The sequence below is a fragment of the Microbacterium sp. Z12_35 genome (genome assembly GCF_058310475.1).
On record NZ_JBZEGJ010000002.1, the window covers coordinates 509314 to 524553 of the forward strand.

General features: G+C 66.7%; 13 protein-coding genes. 6 read left to right on the plus strand and 7 right to left on the minus strand.

Annotated features, from left to right (window positions below):
- Window positions 1–23: 23 nt before the first annotated feature.
- On the minus strand, window positions 24–1103 hold the full coding sequence (locus tag AC4FS1_RS15290; protein WP_491156545.1) for an SDR family oxidoreductase: 1080 nt from the start codon (window positions 1101–1103) through the stop codon (window positions 24–26).
- A gap of 198 nt (window positions 1104–1301) precedes the next feature.
- On the opposite strand from AC4FS1_RS15290, the gene AC4FS1_RS15295 reads away from it, so the two are divergent.
- From AC4FS1_RS15295 to AC4FS1_RS15310, 4 genes are all read left to right on the plus strand, one after another.
- On the plus strand, window positions 1302–2315 hold the full coding sequence (locus tag AC4FS1_RS15295) for an ABC transporter permease (RefSeq protein WP_491156547.1): 1014 nt from the start codon (window positions 1302–1304) through the stop codon (window positions 2313–2315).
- A gap of 63 nt (window positions 2316–2378) precedes the next feature.
- On the plus strand, window positions 2379–3479 hold the full coding sequence (locus AC4FS1_RS15300; protein WP_491156549.1) for a substrate-binding domain-containing protein: 1101 nt from the start codon (window positions 2379–2381) through the stop codon (window positions 3477–3479).
- Window positions 3480–3574: 95 nt separating this feature from the next.
- Window positions 3575–6112, plus strand: coding sequence for an ATP-binding cassette domain-containing protein (locus AC4FS1_RS15305; RefSeq protein ID WP_491156551.1), 2538 nt, complete (start codon window positions 3575–3577; stop codon window positions 6110–6112).
- Window positions 6105–7142, plus strand: a complete 1038-nt coding sequence (locus AC4FS1_RS15310; protein ID WP_491156553.1) for a ketopantoate reductase family protein — start codon at window positions 6105–6107, stop codon at window positions 7140–7142. Before AC4FS1_RS15305 ends, AC4FS1_RS15310 begins: the two co-directional genes overlap by 8 nt.
- Here AC4FS1_RS15310 and zapE read toward each other — a convergent pair.
- Entirely contained in the window at window positions 7139–8179 is a 1041-nt protein-coding gene (zapE, locus tag AC4FS1_RS15315) for a cell division protein ZapE (protein WP_491156555.1), read from the minus strand. The genes AC4FS1_RS15310 and zapE overlap by 4 nt on opposite strands.
- A gap of 41 nt (window positions 8180–8220) precedes the next feature.
- Between zapE and AC4FS1_RS15320 the strand changes: the two genes are divergently transcribed.
- Entirely contained in the window at window positions 8221–8805 is a 585-nt protein-coding gene (locus AC4FS1_RS15320) for a TetR/AcrR family transcriptional regulator (RefSeq protein ID WP_491156557.1), read from the plus strand.
- A gap of 210 nt (window positions 8806–9015) precedes the next feature.
- Here AC4FS1_RS15320 and AC4FS1_RS15325 read toward each other — a convergent pair whose 3' ends face one another.
- Window positions 9016–10071 (minus strand): ketopantoate reductase family protein, encoded by a 1056-nt coding sequence (locus tag AC4FS1_RS15325; protein WP_491156558.1) that lies wholly within the window; start codon window positions 10069–10071, stop codon window positions 9016–9018.
- A 231-nt stretch (window positions 10072–10302) separates the two neighbouring features.
- Here AC4FS1_RS15325 and AC4FS1_RS15330 point away from each other — a divergent pair, with 231 nt between their 5' ends.
- Window positions 10303–11037 carry a helix-turn-helix domain-containing protein gene (locus AC4FS1_RS15330; protein ID WP_491156560.1) on the plus strand — a complete coding sequence of 245 codons (735 nt, stop codon included), beginning with the start codon at window positions 10303–10305 and terminating at the stop codon, window positions 11035–11037.
- A gap of 12 nt (window positions 11038–11049) precedes the next feature.
- On the opposite strand, the gene AC4FS1_RS15335 is transcribed toward AC4FS1_RS15330, so the two are convergent.
- The 4 genes from AC4FS1_RS15335 to AC4FS1_RS15350 all read right to left on the minus strand — a co-directional run bounded on the left by AC4FS1_RS15335 (window position 11050) and on the right by AC4FS1_RS15350 (window position 15130).
- Window positions 11050–12270: an epoxide hydrolase family protein gene (locus AC4FS1_RS15335; protein WP_491156561.1), complete on the minus strand. Its 1221-nt coding sequence runs from the start codon at window positions 12268–12270 to the stop codon at window positions 11050–11052.
- Window positions 12271–12406: 136 nt separating this feature from the next.
- Window positions 12407–13360 carry a helix-turn-helix transcriptional regulator gene (locus AC4FS1_RS15340; RefSeq protein WP_491156564.1) on the minus strand — a complete coding sequence of 318 codons (954 nt, stop codon included), beginning with the start codon at window positions 13358–13360 and terminating at the stop codon, window positions 12407–12409.
- Between the two features lie 15 nt (window positions 13361–13375).
- Window positions 13376–14011: an MEDS domain-containing protein gene (locus tag AC4FS1_RS15345; protein ID WP_491156566.1), complete on the minus strand. Its 636-nt coding sequence runs from the start codon at window positions 14009–14011 to the stop codon at window positions 13376–13378.
- 102 nt (window positions 14012–14113) lie between these two features.
- The gene (locus AC4FS1_RS15350) at window positions 14114–15130 is read right to left on the minus strand and encodes a redoxin domain-containing protein (protein WP_491156567.1); all 1017 of its coding nucleotides are present in this window, start codon (window positions 15128–15130) and stop codon (window positions 14114–14116) included.
- Between the last annotated feature and the right edge of the window lie 110 nt (window positions 15131–15240).

Consider the following 15240-nt stretch of genomic DNA (forward strand, 5'->3'; position numbering starts at 1 on the left):
GGGCATGAGGAGCCGGGTATCCGTCAGGGGATGAGGCGTGCGTGCCGATAGCGGTCGACTTTGTCGAAGAAGCTCTTCGGGCTGGACCGGAAGTTGAGGAACCCGGCTTCCTTGCTCTTGGTCATATCGGTCACGCACTCCACTTCGCGGCCCAGGTCGCTGTCGGTGTGCCACCAGGACGCGAGCTTGGAGACATCCGCCTCGACCAGTCCCGTCCGCTCGGCGATGCGCTCCCACACAGCGGGCGCGAGGTCGGTCATCGATTCCTCGAGCGTCTGCGGCTGATCGGTGGGCCCTTCCCACTCGACGCCGAAGTGCTCGGCGATCTGAGGCCAGAGCCAGCGCCACCGGAACTGGTCGCCGTTGACGATGTTGAACGGCTCGTTCTCGCCAGCCGGATGCGTGGACGCCCACATCAGCTGTTCCCCGAGAAGGTCGGCGTCCGTGACATCGGCGAGGAAGTTCCACTGCTGCTGCGACCCGGGGAAGACGAAGGGGCGACCGAGCTCCTTGCAGATCGTCGCGTAGACCGAGAGGGTGAGCGCCATGTTCATCGCGTTGTCCACGGCGAACCCGAAGATCGTGTGCGCCCTGTGCACGCTCCAGGTGAAACCCATTCGTTCCGAGGCGGCGAAAAGCTCGTCCTCCTGGGCGTAATAGAAGTTGGGGCTGGGCAGGCGCGGTTCGGATTCCTTGAACGGCGTCTCCGCCCTGACGCCCGTGGCGTAGTCCTCGAACGGGCCGAGGTAGTGCTTCAGCCCGGTGACAAGGGCGACGTGGCGAACGCCTCCGTCCGGTTCGAGAGCGGCGAAGAGATTGCGCAAGGTGCGTGAGTTGACCTCGATGTTCTCGGCCTCGGTGTCCCGGCGGATCCACGCGGTGACGATGACGATCTCGGGCCGAACACCCGCGAGCGCCGCCCTCGTCTGCTCGGCGTCGAGAAGGTCCGCTTCCACCGCATCGACGTAGGCGGGGAGGCGACTCGCACGGCGTGCGAGGCCGGAGACCTGCCAGCCCGCGTCGGTGAGCTGCCGCGCGACGGTCTGCCCCGTAATGCCGGACGCACCGACGACCAATGCGCGACGCGGGTTCCCATTGACCATGACGGCTCCTCCTGAAGAAATAGCGTTCAGCTGAAGTAAACACTAGTCGCGGGGCGAGTCTTCTCCGGGTCCCGCGATGGCCCGCGGATCGGCAGGGTAGGAGCGCCTCAGTTGTGAGGTCGAAATTCAGCGGTTACAGTGTGACTCAACACTGTCGTCGGCCTGTGCTGGCCAATTGAACGCATTCAAAGGGGAAGCATGACCGTGGACTCCACGCCGCGCAGATCGCCGAGCGCAGGTTTCGGTGTCTCCAAGGGTTTCCTGACCGTCTCGATCTCGACCATTGTGCTCATCGTGCTGGCGTTCCTTTTCGCCCCGAGCAGCATGTCTCAGGGAGCGCTTCTCGGCATGCTCCCGTTCGCGTCGGTGCTGGCGATCATCGGCCTCGGGCAGATGCTGGTGATTCAGCAGGCCGGCATCGATCTCTCCGTTCCTGGTGCCGTCTCACTCGCCGTCGTTCTGGCCACGCACATGCCGAACGAAAATGACGCCCTCCTCCTTCCGGCCGTGCTGGTGATCTACGCGTGGGCCCTCGGAGCAGGCCTGCTCAACGGATTCATGGTGGGACGGCTGGGCCTGAACCCGATCATCGCCACGCTCGGGACGAATGCGCTGCTCTTCGGTGCGGTCCTCGGCATCTCCGGCGGCATCCCGCGTACGACCACGAGGCTCCTGAGTTCCATCGGGAGCGGGCGGACTCTCGGCATCCCGAACTCTGTCCTCTTCGCGCTCGCGGTCTTCCTTCTGGTCACGATCATCCTCAAGAAGACGGTCGCCGGCAGGCGATTCGAGGCCGTCGGGGCCAGCCCCGCTGCGGCGCGCACCACGGGATTGCGGTACAAGACGCATCGAGGCGCGGCGTACGTGTGGGCACAGCTTCTCTTCGCCACCGCGGGAATTCTCCTCGCCGGCATCATGAACCAGCCCACCGCGTTCCAGGGCAACACCTATCTCTTGACCTCGGTCGCCGTCGTGGTCCTCGGCGGCACGTCGCTGCTGGGTGGGCGCGGCTTCCCCGCCGCCACGGTGGTGGCCGCACTGTTCCTCAGTCTCCTGGAACAGGTCGTGCTCGCGCTGGGGGTGCCTTTCGCGGTGCGCACGCTCGTCCAAGCCGCAGCGCTCGCCGTCGGCGTCGCCATCTACACCGTCGACTGGGGCGCTGTTCGGCGTCGACTCGCGCCCACCCGGGCGGCGACTTCCGCGGCGACCTAAAGACCCGCGCTCCCGAGACACCAAGACCCGCGTCAAGACTGGCGCTTGCAATATGGAGGAAACATGATTCACCGCAGAATCGCCGCAGCGATCGCCGCGACAGGCATGACCGCGCTGGCGCTGGCAGGATGCTCCGGCTCCGGGAATTCGAATGAGGCGGACGGCCCCGGCACGTCGCTCGAGGGCGCGCCGGAGTGGTGCGGTCCCGACGAGGCCGTTGTCGGCCTTCTCGACGGCTTCGGCGGTAACAGCTGGCGGCTCATCACGACGGCGGCCGGTCAAGAGGAAGTGGAGAAGTGCCCGAGCGTGGTGGAGTACCTCTACGCGGACGGCCAGGGCGACACCCAGAAATCCATCTCGGACATCCAGGGCATGGTCGCGTCCGGCGCCAACGCCCTTGTCGTCTTCCCTGACGCCGGGGAAGCAATGCTCCCCGCGCTGCGCAGCGCCTACAACGCCGGTGTCGTGACGGTTCCCTACCGGGCCGACCCGGGTGGCACCGCCGGCGAGGACTACGACGTCTGGATCGGCGCCGACTTCCGATCCGACGGTGTCGCATGGGGCGAGTGGATCCTCGAGAACTTCCCGGACGGCGCGAAGATCCTCTTCGTGGGCGGACCGGCCGGTAGCAGCCAGGGCGCGGAAGAGCGTGAGGGCCTGGAATCGGTCCTCACCGACGAGAAGTACGAATACGTCGGCGAGCAGCCCTTCGAGGTGACCAACTGGGACCCCGCCCTGACGCAGCAGGTGCTGACTGCCGCCATCGCGAAGTACGACCAGATCGACGTGATCATCTCGGACTTCGGACCCTCTTTGGTGGGAGCCTTGCCCGAGTTCGAAAAGAGCGGGCGTTCGATCCCCGCCCTCGCCACGTCGGATGGCAACGTTCTGGCCTGTTTCCATGACGAGAAGGTCGCGACGAACCCGGACTTCAAGCTGTTCACCGTCGCCACCGGAAACGACAATGTCCGACTGGCCGTGCAGCACGCTGTCGCACGGGCGACCGGCGGTGTCATCCCGGAGGAGACCACCTTCGCCGCGCCCGTCTTCGAGGACTCCGTCAGTGGCACGCCCAACGCGGTGACCTGCCGCGACGACCTCCCCGGTGACGTGTACAACTCTGCGGAGATGGACCCCGAGGAGCAGGCCGCGCTGCTCGAGTAGAGCGTCGGTACTCCCTTGTCCGGTCTCCCGGCTCGCCTCGCGGGTCCGGGAGACCGGACCAGTTACGAATTCGATCCCAGAATGAGGTCCCTCACGTGAACATAGAGACCACCCAGGCGCCGTCGACCGTCGCGACGCTGGTCATGTCGGGCATCACCAAGAGGTTCGGCAACGTCAACGCGTTGACCGACGTCTCCCTCGAGGTGCGTCCCGGCGAGGTGCACGCTCTTCTGGGAGAGAACGGTGCGGGGAAGTCGACGCTGATGAACGTCGCGACCGGCACCCTCAAACCGGACGCGGGGTCGATGGTCTTCCGCGGTGAGTCGATCGACGGCATCGACCCGCGGGATGCGTCACGCCTGGGCATCAGCTTCGTGCACCAGCACCCGGCAGTGCTTCCGGACATGACGGTGTACGAGAACCTCCTGGTGGCTCTGCCCACCTCGGTCTTCGAGGCCGGAGCGTCCAAGGAGGACACGGCGCGGGCCTTGCTGGCGAAGGTGGACCTGCGCGTGCACCTCTCGGACAGGGTCGAGGGCCTCTCGGTGGCGCAGAAGCACCTCCTGGAGATCGCGAAGGCGCTGGCCGTGAAGCCTGCTCTGCTCGTCCTCGACGAGCCGACGGCTCCCCTCGGCCAGCAGGCGGTCGACATGCTGTTCGCCCTCGTGCGGGAGTATGTCGCCGGGGGTACCTCGGTCGTCTACATCACCCACCGTCTCGCGGAGGTCCGCGAGATCGCCGACCGGGTGACCGTGCTTCGAGACGGTCGCCTTCGTGGCGCGGCGGACGTGAAGGACATCTCGGACCAGGAGCTTCTCTCGCTCATCGTCGGGCGCGAACTCGAGTCCACGTTCCCCCCGAAGCACCCATCGACCGCCGGGGAAGCGCCGAACCTCGTCATCAGCGGGCTGAGCGGTCCCGGCTTCAGCGACGTCTCCATCTCCGCGCAGCGCGGCGAGATCATCGGGATCGCCGGAGTCGTGGGGAACGGTCAGAGCGACTTCGTGCGTTCCCTCGCGGGCTTGACCCCTTTCGACGGGTCCGTCACGATCAACGGCACGCAGTTGACGTCCAAGGATCTCGTACGCGACGCCGCGTACCTCCCCGCCGACCGGCTTTCCGAGGGACTCATGATGCGGTTCAGCGTCCGGGAGAACGCTGCAGTGGCCGCTCTCACCCGGTTCCGCACGGGACGGCTCCTCAACCGCAAGCGTGAGTTGGGGATGGTGAGTGAAACGCTCACGTCACTCGCGGTGAAGGCGCCCTCCCTCGAAGCTCCCGTCTCGGCACTCTCGGGCGGCAACCAGCAGAAGGTGATGGTGGCGAGGGCACTCCTTTCGGAACCCACGCTCGTCCTCGCTGATGAACCCACGCAGGGGGTGGATGTCGGCGCTCGCGCGGAGATCTACCAGATCTTGCGAGATGTCTCAGCGCGCGGCATCCCGGTGATCGTCGTCTCCTCCGACGCGAAAGAGCTCGAGGGTCTGTGCGACCGGGTCGTCGTCATGTCGCGGGGACACATCGTCGAGACACTGACGGGCGGCGAGGTAGCGGAAGAGCGCATGATTCATGCGGCCGTCACCTCGACGACGCGGACGGTCAATGCTGATCCGGAGTCGCACGTTCAGCGGGACGAGCGCAAGGCCGCCCTCAGCGGACGGCTGCGACGCTTCCTTCAGGGCGACTACTCCCCGCCGCTCCTCCTCGCCCTGGTGATCATTGCCCTGGGTGCCTTCATCTTCGCCCAGAACGATCGTTACCTCGGCGAGTTCAACATCTCCTCCATGCTGCTGCTGGTCGCCGCAGCGGGGTTCATCGCTCTCGGCCAGACCATCGCCTTGCTCACGGGGGGGATCGACCTCTCCGTCGGCCCGCTGGTCGGCTTCCTCGTGGTGATCGGATCGTTCTTCATCCTGGAAGAGTCCTCGACCGCGGCCATCCTTCTCGGGTTCGCCGCCATGCTGGGGACGTCGCTGCTCATCGGGCTGATCAACGGGACGCTGATTCGCTACCTCAAGTTCACGGCGATCGCCGCAACGCTGACGATGTACATCGCGCTGCAGGGGATGAGCTTCGTGTTGCGCCCCACCGCGGGGGGATACATCAACGCCGACGTCTCGCAGATCATCACGACGAAGATCGGCCCGATCCCGGTGGCGTTCCTCGTCCTCGTGCTGGTGGTCATCGCGTTGGAGTACGCACTCAAGCGGACACGCTGGGGGTGGCGGCTGCGCGCGGTGGGGTCGGACGAAGAATCCGCCCGTCGCGTCGGAGTCGAGGTCAACCGCACCGTCGTCCTCGCCTACGTCGCCACGTCCGGCCTCACGTTCCTCGGGGCCGTGATGCTCATGACGCAGATCGGCATCGGCGATCCCGCGCAGGGCGTGGCGTACACGCTGTCCAGCGTGACGGCCGTGGTCCTCGGAGGAACGAGTCTGCTGGGAGGACGCGGAAGCTTCGTGGGGACGCTGCTCGGGTCGATTCTGCTCGTGCAGGTCCTGAACGCGACCGTCTTCCTCCGGCTCGACCAGATGTGGCAGTACATCCTGCAGGGCGTGCTCATCCTCGCCGCTGCGATCCTGTATGCCGTCGCCCGCTCGCAGCGGCGTCGGCGTACGGCCGCCCGTGCCTGAGGCCGCCGTGGGCGGCCTCCGGATCGCGGTTCTGGGTGCCGGCGCCAACGGTGCGGGGATCGGAGCAGACCTCGTGCGGGCGGGACACGATGTCACTTTCATCGAGCAGTGGCCCGCCCACGTCGAAGCCATGCGGCAACTCGGCGTCCGGGTGGAGATGCCCGGGCGGGCGGAGGTCACGCGAGTCGACGCGATCCACCTCTGCGAGGTGGCCGAGCGGCGCGAACAGTTCGATGTCGTCTTCGTCCTCGTCAAGGCCTACGACACGCGATGGGCGTGCGAATTGATCGCGCCCCTCGTCGCGGCCGACGGCATCGTGGTCGGGCTTCAGAACGGCATGAGCGTCGACGACATGGCGGACATCGTGGGGGCGGATCGCACGATGGGTGCGGTCATCGAGGTGTCATCCAACATGTTCGCCCCCGGGGTCGTCGAACGGCAGAGCCCTCCGGAGAGGTCGTGGTTCGCGCTGGGAGCGCTCACTCCCGTGGCCGGCGCGCGTGAGCAGGAGGTGGCATCCGTGCTGCGCGCGGCGGGAACCGTGGAGATCTCCCGGGACATCCGCTCCTCCAAGTGGATGAAGCTCGTCGCAAACGCGGCGGAGCTCGTTCCCTCTGCCATCCTCGGGCTTCCGCTGGGCGAGGCGGTCGGGTTGCCCGGGATGCGGGACTTCATGATCCGCGCGGGCCAGGAGGCAGTCGACGCGTGTCTCGCCGCCGGCAGCCAGATCGTGCCGATCTTCGGATTGACCGGTGCGGACATCGACGACCCGTACGACTACGCGGTTCGCCTTCTCGATACGGTGCTGGAGGAGTACACCCTCCCCACGACTCGGACGACGGTTCTCCAGGACTGGATGAAGGGACGTCGCAGCGAGGTCGAACAGATCAACGGCCTCGTCGTGTCGGAGCTCGCCCGACGCGGGAGCCAGGCGCCGTGCAATGCGCGGGTGGTGCAGCTCGCCCACGAGATCGAGAATGGCACCCGCGCGGCGAGCCCGGGCAACCTGCAGGATCTGCTGGCGCCCTAGGTGTAATTCCCCGAGACGTTACGAACGAGAGGACACGCCTCAGCGGGTGTGAGGGTGGAGAGTCTGCTGGCGATTCGTTTCGCGTCTCGGGGCGGTTCGGACGCTTCCAAAATGCGGCTCCGTTCGCCAGCCGCGGAGACGTGCAGTGGGATGTCTCGGTCGTAGAGGACGTCGATGAGGTTGGCGAATCGGGCGAGTGGGTCCCTGTCGACACTTGCCAGATCGGGTACGGATATCAGCGTGATTGCGCGAAATTGCTGTGCCAGCCAGAGGTATTGGGCGACTCCGAGGGGTTGCGCGCAGAGGTCGCTGAAGGTGAAGACGGCGGTGTCGTCCTCAACGCCGCGAGCTCTGATGATGTGGCCGGCAGCGTTGAGCTCGATGGCAGGGGTGTCCTTCGCAGCAGGCGTTCGTGTGCGCCACGTTCCCGTGCCGAAGCCTTGAGTCGCCGCCGCGTGTTTCAGGCGATAGTCCTGGCCTTCGCCGAGGTGTACGACGTCGAGCTCGGTGCGAATGATGTTGATCGCGGGCCGGAATCGCTCGTGGTAGAGCGGGTTAGGCATGAGATCCTCGGGCGCGTAGTTCGATGTCGCGAGGACGAGTATGCCGTCATCGAGCACACTCTTGAGAGTGGCAGACAGGTAGACGCCGTCTGCGACGTCGTGAACGTGGAACTCGTCGAAGAACACTGCACGGGCGTTCCCCAGGAGTTGCCGCAACGATCTCTCGAGAGGCTCACGCTCGCGGGTGATCTGGGCCTGGAGGTCACGGAAGAAGTCGTGGAAGTGAAAGCGGCGCTTACGGTCTGTGGGGATGGCGGCGAAGTAGGTCTCGCTGATCAGGCTCTTGCCCCGACCCACGTCACCCCACAGGTAGTAGCCGTGGCGCGCCGGCGTGCTGAGCGCGTCGATGGCGGCGATCTGCGCGTTATCGAACGTGATCGCTGAGTCCCCAAGAGCCGCACGAAAGGGGCCACTGCTCGCGCTTGCGATCTTGTTTGGTTCGTTCGGGGTGTGCCGGTGAATCCCCAATCTCATACTCATTACTCTATAGCCATAGAGTAATGAGGAGGAGTCAGATGGCCAGACCCGGGGACCGACGTCCGTTGATCACCGATCATGCGATCGCTGTGCTCGCCAAGGGGGGTGCGCGCGCACTCTCCCACCACGCCGTCGACAGGGCGGCCGGCCTCGCGATGGGGTCCACGTCGTACTACTTCCGCACCCGTCACGACCTCGTCGTTGCGACGATCGGTCGCATAAGGGAGCACTCGCGCGCTGCGTTCGACGAGTCACCTGTATCCGTGACGATCACTCCGCGGACGGCTGCGACTCTCATGGCGGACCAACTTCTCTTGCTCGCAGGCCCTCGCCGCGATGACGCCCTCGCGGTGTTCTCGCTGCTGCCGGAGGTCGAAGGCGATCCCGAGTTGCGCGCGCAGTTGGCGGGTTGCCTCTTCTCCCGAGAGCTGGCCGCAGAGCTGCTCGTCGCGCTGGGCGGAAGCGACGCCGACGGAGCCGCATTAGATCTCATCGACTTCCTCACCGGCATTCTCTTCGGGTTGCTTTTCGGGCAACGCCGAACGGAGGATGCCGGCGGGACGCGGATAGCAGACGCATTGCAGCGGTTTCTCGTGGTCAACGTCGACGCTGCGGGTAGCTGAGGACACACGCGAACGTTCCGCTTACGCCAGAGGCCGACGCAGGCTCGCCTCGATCACCGTCGACCGCCTCGAAATGGGCGCGCCGATAGGACCCCACTGGCGAGTGAACCGCAGAGCGATGATGCGACGTTCGGTGAGCGAAAATCCGGCTCGGTATCCGCGCCGGCTGCACCACGACAGCCATCACCGCACACTAGGGGCGGTCTCTGGTCAGTGCCGCTGGCCGGCGAAGTGCGACTCCGTCAGGAGGGCGGTCAGGAGCGCGGCGTTGCGCGGGTGCGGCTCGAGATCCCCGCGCTGGATGCGTTCGGCGATCTCCAGGATGCCGGCATTGATGGGTGCGTCACCACCGACCCGCCTCCGCTGGTCGACGATGTACCCGCTGAAGGCGTCGAGCTCCGCGCGCCGGCCCTTCTGCCAGTCCTGGAGCACCGCGACTCGTGTGTCCGGCAGGGAGTACGACTCCAGCACGGCGTCCAGGAGGTCGAGGGCGTACTGATCAGATGCGGGAACATCGGATTCGCGCTTTCCGAAGATCGGACGCATCGCGATTCCCTGGTCGACGGCCAACGCATAGGCCTCCCGGGACGCGGCATCCATGACCGCTCGGACACCGTCGATCTCGACTGCAGCGAGCAGCGGCAGATTCAGGATGGCCGATGGGAGCATCTCGGGGATGTTGGCGATGAGCTTCATCCACTTGGATGAGCGGATGTCGTCGCTCAGCTCCACGGTGCCGGAGCTGCGTAGCACCTCGGCGACGAGCTGCACCTCGTCCGTCATTGCGCCGGACATCGTGCCGACGGTGAACCAGGTGCCCTCGGGCGGTATCTGGCGCTCGACGACCCCCGGTTCGAACATGTTGGCGGCGATGCCCAGCACCGCTCCGACGGTGCGCTCCTCTCCGACGAGAGAGGCGACATCGTCGATCGTCATGCCGTTCTGCAGGCCCACGACCATGGTGCGCTCGTGCAGCAGGGGCTTGATGAGTTCGGTGACCCACCGGGTGTCGTACGTCTTGACGGAGATGAACACGATGTCGAACGGCTGACGCAGTTCGGCCACCTGGCAGAAGTGGAAGACCTCCACCTGTGTCGTCTGGATCCGCCCCGGCAGGTGGACGGTCAGTCCTGCGCTGCGCATCGCCTCGACGTGGGCCGGCCACTGTTCGATGAAGGTCACGTCATGTCCGGCGCGGACGAGATCGGCTCCGATGGAGGCACCGTTGGCCCCCGTGCCGACGACGGCGATTCGTGGTGAACTCATGCGCGGAACCCCTCCTCGGGTCGACGGAACGTTCGCTGGTGGAACTCACGTTCGCTGACGTCGACGTTACAGCGTCACTGTACGTGCCGGGTAGCCGGCCCCCACCGGGGTAGGGGCCGGACTTACCGGGATAAGTGGCCGAGGCAGGCCAACCATCGCCGCGGGACCCTATCATGAGCGTAAGTGCGGTGTTCACCTGCACTGAATGCGCGCGCGAGGAAGGGTATTGACATGCTGCTGAATCTGGGCGGGGAGTTGCGGCGGGCACGGGAGTCGCGCCGCCTCAGTCTTCGCGACGTCGCAACGTCGGTGGGTGTGTCGCCAAGCCTGCTTTCGCAGGTGGAGACGGGCAAGACCCTCCCCTCCGTCAGCACCCTGTACGCACTGGTGAACTACCTGGGGCTCTCCCTGGATGGCCTTCTCCGCGATCCCGAGCATGATGCGCACCCTCCCTTCACGTCCTCGTGGACGTCGACGACGACCCAGGATTCCGCAGATCGACTCACGGACGGGGTCGTGCAGCGGCGGGAAGACAACCCGGCGCTCGAGATGGAGAACGGTGTGACCTGGGAGCGTCTGGCGGCGGGCGGCAGCACGCTGGCGGATCCTCTCCTGGTCACCTACCCGGAGCGCGCCTCGTCTTCCGTCGAAGGCAAGATGATGCGTCACGGGGGAGTGGAGTACGGGATCCTCCTCGAAGGCCGGCTGACGCTCCGGGTCGACTTCGAGTCGTACGACCTCAAGCCGGGTGACTCCTTCTGCTTCGACTCCGCTCGCCCGCACGCCTACGTCAACCGGTCCGACAGCCCCGCGAGAGGCATCTGGTTCGTCATCGGCCGCCGTGAGGTCGGGGAGCGGGCGATGCCTGACTCGTGGGGCGGGCGCGGACCCATGACGCCCCCGTCGAGCATCGTCGCGGACCTCCAGCAGGCTGTGAAGAGACTGCGTCCCGGGGCCACCGCCTGACATGCCCCGCGTTCACCGGAGCGATCGGAACGAATCCCGCATCTCTTGTGCGAACACGGCGGGCTGCTCCCACGCGGCGAAGTGGCCGCCCTCATCAAGGCGACGGAAGTGGATGAGGTTCGGGTACGCGGCCTCGGTCCAGCTGCGCGGTGCCGCGTAGATCTCGTCGGGGAACACGCTGACGGCCACCGGGATCGTCACGCCCTTCGGTGCGAAGAAGGCCAGCTTGCTCTCCCAGTACAGCCGAGCCGAGGAGACGGCGGTGTTGGTCAGCCAGTACAGCGAGATGTTGTCGAGGATGTCGTCCCGGGTGAGCCCCGTGGTCGCGTCGGCGAACGCGCGCGCGATCAGGCTGTAGCTGCGCGCATCGTGATCCAGCATCCACGCGGCCAGTCCGACGGGCGAGTCGGCGAGGGCATACAGCGTCTGGGGACGGTTGGCCATCTCCTGCGCGTAGCCGAGACCGTGCGCGTAGAAGAATGCGAGCTGATCCCACGCACCGCGTTCTTCCTCTGAGAGGTTCGCGGGCGGTTCGGCGCCGTTCCCCAGCGCTGCCGCGATGTCGGAGGGGACCGTCGCGGGCATGTTGGTGTGGATGCCGATCAGACCCGCCGGCTCCAGCAGCGCCATCTGCTCGGTCACCGCGTTTCCCCAATCGCCGCCCTGCGCGACGTACCGGTCGTATCCGAGCCGACCCATCAGTTCGACCCATGCATGTGCGATCCGGATGGGGTCCCATCCTGTCTCAGCCGGCTTACCGGAGAACCCGTGCCCCGGAAGCGAGGGGATGACGACATCGAAGGCATCCGCGGCATCCCCGCCGAAGGCGACCGGGTCGGTCAGCGGGCCGATGATCTTCAGCTGCTCGATGATGGAGCCCGGCCACCCGTGAGTGACGATCAACGGCAATGCGTCGGGATGACGCGACGTCACGTGGATGAAGTGGATGTCCAGTCCGTCGATCGTGGTCACGAACTGGGGGAGGGCGTTGAGGCGCGTTTCCACGGCTCGCCAATCGTGCTCGTCCGCCCAGTACTCCGCGAGGGCCTTCATGACGTGGAGCTGAACCCCCTGGGAGGCGTCGCCCACGTTCTCGCGCTCGGGCCACCGCGTGTCGCGCACGCGGCGGTGCAGGTCGTGCAGCTCACGCCGGGGGATGTCGACGCGGAAGGGGCGGATGGCCGAGTCGCCGTCGGCGGAGGTGGTGAGGCGCTCGGGCTGGGTGGTGGTCATGATGGTTCCTCTCGGGGATGCTTCGATGTCGTGGACGACACCGGTACCCACGCTCCCGCTCGTGGGCGGATGGGGCGTCCGAGGGAGTCCGCAACTTGCCGGCGCCGTCGGGCGGCGTTGGGGAGAACCCCTCAACTCACGAGCGGACGTCAGGCGACCGGCCGGGCGCGTGACCCAGCGCGAAGGCGGTCGCCTCGCTGCGGCGCGCGACGCCGATCTTGCGGTACAGGCTGGTGATGTGCCGTTCCACGGTGCGGTCGCTCAGCCACAGCACGCCCGCGATCTCTTTGTTGCTGAGCCCCTGTGCGAGCAGACCCAGCACTTCGGCCTCCCGTCGGCTCAGACCGGCCGTCGCGGGGGAGGAGCCATCGGAAACATGGGGTGGGTCGGGAGTGGTCCGCGCGGTGGGGCGCAGAACAGGCGGCCGCACGTCTGCTTCCGCGGCGGAGAGGGCGTGCACCGACTCCCGCAGCCGACGCGCGACAGAGGTGAGCGACGGTTCCATGTCATCCACGAGTGAGCGGATGAGGGCCTCGCGCCGGGCGAGGGCCGTCTCGGCGGCGATGCGGGCCTGCTGTTCGGCGGCCAGGCGGTGGGCGGTGTGAAAGGCGATCACCGCCTGCCCCACGGCGACTCGCAGCAGGTAGGTCTCCAGAGGTGTCGGAAAGTCCCGCCGGTCCGCAGCGGCGAGAACGACCGCTGTCTCCCAGGGCAGGGTGAGGGGGATGCAGGTCACCCGCAGCCCGCCCCCGGGCACGTCGACATCCGTCGTCACGATCCCCGGTTCTGCGAGCATCCCCGCGTCGCGAGCGATGACGAGCTCGGGCGCCAGGTCGGGGCCGGCAGGCAGCCACGTTTCGATCGGCCGGCTCGCGGACGTCCCGCCGAAGCGCACGTACGCGGCGCGGAGCTGCAGCATCCCGGTGAGAACGCTCAGGAGTCCGGTCGCGATCTCGCTCGGACGCTGGTCCACCCACATCGCCGGAAGAGCGAGAAGCGCCCCCATGTCGCGCAGCCACCGTCGCGAATCCACGCCGCCCGCCTCCGCATCAGGCGCGGAGGAACGTCCTGGACTCGGCGCGGTGCTCATCGCAGCGGATCCTCCTCAGTGGCCAGCGGATACGCCTCGCTCCTCCAGGAACTCCGACGGCGGCACGAAGTAGGGGTTTTCCTGCAGGAGACCACCCAACAGAACCATCGGGTGGGTACGAAGGATGTCGATGATGAAGGCGCCGTCGAACTTGGCGGTGTCGTAGGTGCAGATCACGACGTTGCGGTGACGGGCATGGATGAAGTTCGCTCTCGCCTCGAACTCGATGAGGCTGTCCGCGATGTCCGGACGGCCGACCGCCCACCCCATGTCCGCCCACATGCGGACGAGGGACGGCGTCGCCCGGCCGAGAAGCCGGTCGAGGAGGGTCAGCATCGACTGCTGGTCGAACGTCCCGCCACGGAGGTAGGTGTCGTCCCAGGTGCGCACCTCGCACTGGTGCCGTTCGAGCAGCGCCGCGGTGTCGAACCCGAGGTGCCGGAGGCGATTTACCGGTGCAGCGGACCGGGCAGTGTCGACGAGGAAGAGCAGTCGATCACCCGCCGCGATCCCCTGCCGCACGAACGGATCCAGGACGACGGTCTCCTCGTCCTGGGAGTTGATGAACGCACAGACGTGGCGGTAGGTGTCGAGCACGCCCCCGGCGAAGGTCACGCGGCTGGCGCCGTCGGAGCTGTCGGTTGTTGTCATCGATCCGCTCGATCCACGGGGTCGGGAAGCCCCACGTGACCGGACAGTAATGCACCTCCTGCCCCGCCACAATGGTTCTGTCGATGCGTTCGCCTCGGCGGGTCATCCGAACGTGAAGCAGTACCCCTCCGCGCCGGCGGCGGCGAACTCTATCTCGACGGTGCGGTCGGTGATCGGGCCGGGCTGTCGCACCAGCTGATAGGTCCCCGGGCGTGCCAACTCGCCTCGACCGTCGGCGTCGGCGTCGACATCGGAGCCGGCCGCCGCACCCACCGGCTCGCCGTCGATCAAGACACGGAAGGGGATCGCCGTCGCGCCGGTGTTCCGCATGACGAGGTTGACGTCGCGGGCATGGAAGCGGAGGGCGATGCGGCCGGTCGTGCCCTCGAGCCGGACGGAGTCGGATGAGACGGTCCATTCCCCGTCCAGCCCCCAGCTGTTCAGGGGCATGTCGTCGTCGATCCGGTAGGCGGAGCGCTGGTCGATGGCGCCCAGTCTGTCGGGAAAGAACTCCGCACTCCGGTCGTATCCGAGATAGGTCTCAGGAGACCTCAGGGTTCGCCAGTCAGCCCCGAGTTCGAGTCCTTCAGGCTCGACGCTCACCAGGTCCATGCCCACCTCCGCACCCTGGTCGGCGAGCAGTCGCTGGATCACCATCTCGGTGGCGGCGTACTCGCCCTCACCGAAGTGGTGGTAGCGGACGCGGCCACGTCCGTCGGCGATGTAGACGGCGGGCCAGTAGTGGTTCGCGAACTCCTCCCACACGCCATAGTGCGCATCCAGAAGAACCGGGTACTCGACGCCGAGCTGTCGGCAAGCCTCGGCCACGTTGCGGGGATCTCGCTCGAAGCCGAACTCGGGTGTGTGCACGCCCACGATCGTGAGTCCCGCATCCCGGTAGGTGTCGTCCCAGGCGCGGAGATAGGGGAGGGTCCTCAGCCAGTTCACGCAGGTGTACGTCCAGAAGTCCACGACGACGACGCGTCCGCGCAGATCCTCGGGTGTCAGCGGGGCGGAATTGAGCCATCCGGTACCGCGGTCGAACCGCCCGAGACGGCCCTCGTCGGGCAACTCCGGGTCGTTTCCGGAGAGCCGGTGGACGAGCGAGCGCACGGACATGGTGAACCTCCCTGATCGAATGTCCGCTCTCGCCCGGGCCGTGTCAACGCTCGGGCGCGGGTTGAGGGGTTCTCCTCAACCGGCGAGCCGAACCCGCCCACGATGGGCGA

Bases quoted from the DNA above. Each gene is read 5' to 3' on its own strand.
- AC4FS1_RS15290 (WP_491156545.1), bottom strand. From the start codon at position 1,103: ATGGTCAATGGGAACCCGCGTCGCGCATTGGTCGTCGGTGCGTCCGGC.
- AC4FS1_RS15295 (WP_491156547.1), top strand. From the start codon at position 1,302: ATGACCGTGGACTCCACGCCGCGCAGATCGCCGAGCGCAGGTTTCGGT.
- AC4FS1_RS15300 (WP_491156549.1), top strand. From the start codon at position 2,379: ATGATTCACCGCAGAATCGCCGCAGCGATCGCCGCGACAGGCATGACC.
- zapE (WP_491156555.1), bottom strand. From the start codon at position 8,179: ATGAGATTGGGGATTCACCGGCACACCCCGAACGAACCAAACAAGATC.
- AC4FS1_RS15320 (WP_491156557.1), top strand. From the start codon at position 8,221: ATGGCCAGACCCGGGGACCGACGTCCGTTGATCACCGATCATGCGATC.
- AC4FS1_RS15325 (WP_491156558.1), bottom strand. From the start codon at position 10,071: ATGAGTTCACCACGAATCGCCGTCGTCGGCACGGGGGCCAACGGTGCC.
- AC4FS1_RS15330 (WP_491156560.1), top strand. From the start codon at position 10,303: ATGCTGCTGAATCTGGGCGGGGAGTTGCGGCGGGCACGGGAGTCGCGC.
- AC4FS1_RS15335 (WP_491156561.1), bottom strand. From the start codon at position 12,270: ATGACCACCACCCAGCCCGAGCGCCTCACCACCTCCGCCGACGGCGAC.
- AC4FS1_RS15340 (WP_491156564.1), bottom strand. From the start codon at position 13,360: ATGAGCACCGCGCCGAGTCCAGGACGTTCCTCCGCGCCTGATGCGGAG.
- AC4FS1_RS15345 (WP_491156566.1), bottom strand. From the start codon at position 14,011: ATGACAACAACCGACAGCTCCGACGGCGCCAGCCGCGTGACCTTCGCC.
- AC4FS1_RS15350 (WP_491156567.1), bottom strand. From the start codon at position 15,130: ATGTCCGTGCGCTCGCTCGTCCACCGGCTCTCCGGAAACGACCCGGAG.